This window comes from Acidithiobacillus sp. TH-A35 (assembly GCF_057473505.1).
In genome coordinates, this window is sequence record NZ_JBYCKR010000061.1 from 1 (window position 1) to 4,261 (window position 4,261).

The 4,261-nt window shown below is 57.9% G+C and carries 5 protein-coding genes; all 5 read right to left on the reverse strand.

The window, feature by feature from the left end; translation table 11 throughout:
* On the reverse strand, nt 1-1,084 hold a 1,084-nt coding region (gene ilvB, locus AC2VNK_RS02385), incomplete at its 3' end, for a biosynthetic-type acetolactate synthase large subunit (RefSeq protein ID WP_486882673.1).
* 110 nt (nt 1,085-1,194) lie between these two features.
* Nucleotides 1,195-2,736 (reverse strand): endonuclease MutS2, encoded by a 1,542-nt coding sequence (locus AC2VNK_RS02390; protein WP_486882674.1) that lies wholly within the window; start codon nt 2,734-2,736, stop codon nt 1,195-1,197.
* A 62-nt stretch (nt 2,737-2,798) separates the two neighbouring features.
* Complete coding sequence (locus AC2VNK_RS02395) at nt 2,799-3,224, reverse strand: hypothetical protein (RefSeq protein ID WP_486881982.1); 426 nt, start codon at nt 3,222-3,224, stop codon at nt 2,799-2,801.
* A 14-nt stretch (nt 3,225-3,238) separates the two neighbouring features.
* Nucleotides 3,239-3,667, reverse strand: a complete 429-nt coding sequence (locus AC2VNK_RS02400; RefSeq protein WP_486882675.1) for a secondary thiamine-phosphate synthase enzyme YjbQ — start codon at nt 3,665-3,667, stop codon at nt 3,239-3,241.
* Nucleotides 3,664-4,152 (reverse strand): tRNA adenosine(34) deaminase TadA, encoded by a 489-nt coding sequence (tadA, locus tag AC2VNK_RS02405; protein WP_486881980.1) that lies wholly within the window; start codon nt 4,150-4,152, stop codon nt 3,664-3,666. The genes AC2VNK_RS02400 and tadA overlap by 4 nt, the downstream gene beginning before the upstream one ends.
* Nucleotides 4,153-4,261: the final 109 nt, after the last annotated feature.

Genomic DNA, 4,261 nt, shown 5'->3' on the forward strand with positions numbered 1-4,261 from the left:
GCATGGCATGACGGTCATTGAGTGAATCCAATTCACCCAGGACCTGGTTCATTTCCGTCAGCACCTGCTGCAAATCGCCGACAATAGGCACATCCACCCGGACATTTTTGGATATGGAAGAAGGGTCCACGTCCACATGGACAATTTTGGCATGAGGAGCGAACTTGGCGAGATTCCCGGTAACCCGGTCATCAAAGCGTGCGCCCAGAGCCACCAGCACATCACAGTGCTGCACCGCCATGTTGGCTTCATAGGTTCCATGCATACCCAACATGCCCACAAACTGGGGATCCGTCGCCGGGTAGGCGCCCAGGCCCATGAGGGTGTGCGTAATCGGCACATTCAGGGCGCGAACCAGCTTGCGCAGTTCTTCCGACGCGTTACCCAGGACCACACCACCACCCGTGTAAAACATGGGCCGCTGGGCGCTGGCAATCAACTGCATGGCCTTGCGCACCTGTCCCGGATGGCCTTTGACCGTCGGCTTGTAGGACCGCAGGGAAATCTTGTCAGGATAGTGATAGGCACACTGATGGGCGGTCACATCCTTGGGGATATCCACCAGCACCGGGCCGGGCCGGCCGGTTGCCGCCAGATAAAAAGCGGCTTTCAGGGTACTGGCCAGATCCTTGACATCCTTGACCAGAAAATTGTGCTTGGTGCAGGGACGGGTAATACCCACCGTATCCACTTCCTGAAAGGCGTCATTCCCAATCAGGGCGACGGGCACCTGCCCGCTGATCACCACCAGGGGTACGGAATCCATATAGGCCGTGGCAATGCCGGTGACAGCGTTGGTCGCTCCGGGGCCACTGGTCACCAGAGCCACACCGACCTTGCCGGTCACCCGGGAGTAAGCATCGGCGGCATGCACCGCCGCCTGCTCATGCCGGACCAGGATGTGCTGCACCGCTTCCTGCTTGTCCAACGCATCATATATGTAAAGTACCGCGCCACCGGGATAACCAAATACAAATTCCACACCTTCGTCACGCAGGGCATGCACCACAATTTCGGCACCGCTCAGGGTGTCAGATTGCGATTGCGCGTCCAGGCGCTCAGGGGTGCTGGTCGGGGAAGTCATCGTCATACTCCTCAGGGAATAAAGTATCAGCGCAAAAAACTAGACAGTTTTCCAGGACAGGTCAAATAAAAAAGCCTTGGCGTACTTGGTCCGGCATCTATAGCCAGCCATCAGGAATGTTGATGCAACGTTTCGAGATAATGGCGGGCCTTGCTGACCAGATTGTCGGGCAGGCCGCGCTGGGCGGCGATCACCAGCCCCAGAGAGCGCCCGGGCACACCAATTTCCAGTTCGTAAGTCGGTTCCAGACGCTCATGATCAAAGCGCATGGACGCATTGCGCAGGGATCCGTGCTGATCCGCAAAAGATTTGAGAGGAGTAAGATGGGTGGTCACCATACCCCGCACCCCACGCTCCGCCAGGTGATCGAGCACCGCCATGGCCAGAGCCGCACCTTCTTCCGGATCAGTCCCGGTACCCAATTCATCCAACAGGATCAGGGTATGGTCATCGGCATCGGCAAGGAGCCGTTTGAGCACTTCCACATGTCCGGAATAGGTGGAAAGCTCAAAGGCCACACTTTGCGGGTCGCCCATGTCCACAAAAATCCGGGTGAAATTCCCGACAACCGCCCTTCCACCGACCGGAATGTGCAGCCCGCAGTGGGCCATCACCGTCAACAGCCCGACGGTTTTCAGGGAAACACTCTTGCCGCCGGTATTGGGCCCGGTCACCACCAGAATCGGGCAATCCGCATTGATCTGCACCGACAAGGGCTTAGGTTGGGGGCCGCGCTTTTCGGCGTAAGCAAGAATCAGTTGCGGATGATAGGCTTCTTCCAGCGTCAAAACGGGCGCATCCACCATTTCAGCCGCCTTGGCGTTTAGATGAATGGATAACTGCGCTCCGGCAATGGCCAGATCCAGCCAGGTTAGTGACTCCACCAGATGTTGCAAGCCGACCAGACGGTCCCGCCCCTCATCACTCAGCGCACGCAGAATCGCCTGATTTTCCTGCTCGATACTGCCCGCAATTTTCTCCAGACGGTTATTGCTCGCCACCAGCTCCATGGGCTCAACCAGATAGCCGTGACCACCGGGTCCGGTTCCCCGGCGCACGCCGCGAATCTGATCGGTAGCGCCATCGGGCAGATGAACACAGGCGCGCTGACCAGACCAATGCAGCTTGGCTCCCGGTGCTGACAGGTGGGACTGCATGGTCTTTTGAATCTGCTCACGCTCGGCTTTCAGCTCCGCATGTAATTGCCGGAGCTGGGCGTTACCGTCTTCGCGCACACTGCCATTGGGCATCAACACCGCGTCGATTTTGGGCAGGAGGTCAGCAGCCGCATCCAGACGCGCCGCCCCGGTGGGCAAAAGTCCGGGGCGCTTTTCAACAAAAGGCCGTAACTCCTTGCCCACGCGCAACACCAGGGCCAGATTACGAAATGCCGTGCCTGCCAAAGCCGCCCCCGGACTGGACACCTGGCGGATGGCAGCACGCACATCGGGCAATTCCGGCAGTACCGGACCCTCCCCGGATTCCAGACCCAGGCGTGCAGCACTAATCGCATCCTGCAACTGCCGAGCCACGCCCACTGTGGGTGCTGGCCCCAGATTACGGGCCGCATCGGCACCAAAGGGCGTTGCGCACAATTTTTCCAGTAATCGGCGAATGCCCTCAAATTCCAGGGGTTTCAGGTCTGCTTCCATGGGTTCTCCTCGGCTTGGAATTTATACAGAGTACAAAAGGCTAACGCGTCATGGCAATGCGCTCAGCTTTGCGGCAGCTCCCGCCACCAGCGTTTACGCCCTTCGGGAACAATAAAGTCACCCAGATCATCCGGTGCCATACGCGATAAAATCCAGCCCGGAGGCACCAGTTTGCCACTACTGCCACAAGATGCACCCAGATTGTTGGGATCATAAATCTTGATCAGCTGGGGATTGTCAAAATCATCCACATACACGATCCCCAGATATTTTTCGCGATGGTCCTGATGCAGGAGAGCACTGATAGCCTCCAGGCGCTGACGAAAAAGTGCGGCTTTGAGAGGCGCATGCGGATAATCCACACCCACAAAATACACATACCAACCATCATCCGCATGAGCACTGAGGGTTTCCACGAAAGTATCCCAACGCGACCACTCCTTGATTCCCCAGAGCATTCCCCGATACCGCTCCGTAAAGCTGGACATTCACTTTTCTCCTGTCACGTTCTTGTCATGCCCTGAAAACTGAGCAAAATCTGCCTGCTGAGAGGGCGAGTACGATGCTCAAACAAAAACACACCCTGCCAGACACCCAGGGCGGCACGCCCTTCCCTGACCGGTATCACCAGACTATTCTGGGTCAGGACACAGCGCAAATGCGCGGACATATCGTCAGGCCCTTCATTGCGGTGGCGGAAATGCGGGTCATCATCGGGCACCAGACGGGCAAAATAGTCGAGAATATCGTGCTGCACATCCGGATCGGCATTTTCCTGAAGGATCAGGCTCGCCGAAGTATGGGGCACGAACAGATTGACCAGCCCTTCCCGGGCTCCGACCGCCTGCAACCAGGCTTGCAGGGCTTCGGTCAGCTCATGCAACCTTCGCCCGCCCGCAGTGATTTTCCATTCGGTACTGAGATGCTTCATGTTTCCTCGCTTGGGCGGGCACGCCGCGCCCGAAAAAAATCGCGCAGCAGCTTCGCCGACTCCTCGGCCAGCAACCCGGCCTCCACCTGAATCCGATGATTGAAACGCGGATCATCAAACAGCTGATAAAGACTTTCCACCGCGCCGGCCTTGGGGTCCGCCGCCCCGTACACCACCCGGTCAACCCGGGCATGGAGCATGGCCCCGGCACACATGATACAAGGCTCCAGGGTCACATAGAGCGTGGACCCCGTCAGGCGATAATTCTCCATCTGCAGGCCAGCAGCACGCAACACCCGCATTTCGGCGTGAGCGCTGGGATCATGCGTTGCAATGGGGGCGTTATGCGCCCCTGCCAGATATTCTCCGGCAGAGTTCACCAGCACCGCACCAACCGGCACCTCCCCCGCTGCCACCGCTTGCACCGCCATATCCAGCGCCAGACGCATCCAGCGGGTATCGACTAATTGCTGTTCTGCACTCATCCTGTTCTCAACGATTGACCTCAAAATATGCGGGTTACAGCGCTCAGTAGCACTTTTTACTGCTGCGCGCCTTGACAGAATGCGGAATGCTGCTAATTTCCACCGCAAG

Coding starts and splice junctions, on each gene's coding strand:
- AC2VNK_RS02390 (WP_486882674.1), bottom strand. CDS start 2,736: ATGGAAGCAGACCTGAAACCCCTGGAATTTGAGGGCATTCGCCGATTA.
- AC2VNK_RS02395 (WP_486881982.1), bottom strand. CDS start 3,224: ATGTCCAGCTTTACGGAGCGGTATCGGGGAATGCTCTGGGGAATCAAG.
- AC2VNK_RS02400 (WP_486882675.1), bottom strand. CDS start 3,667: ATGAAGCATCTCAGTACCGAATGGAAAATCACTGCGGGCGGGCGAAGG.
- tadA (WP_486881980.1), bottom strand. CDS start 4,152: ATGAGTGCAGAACAGCAATTAGTCGATACCCGCTGGATGCGTCTGGCG.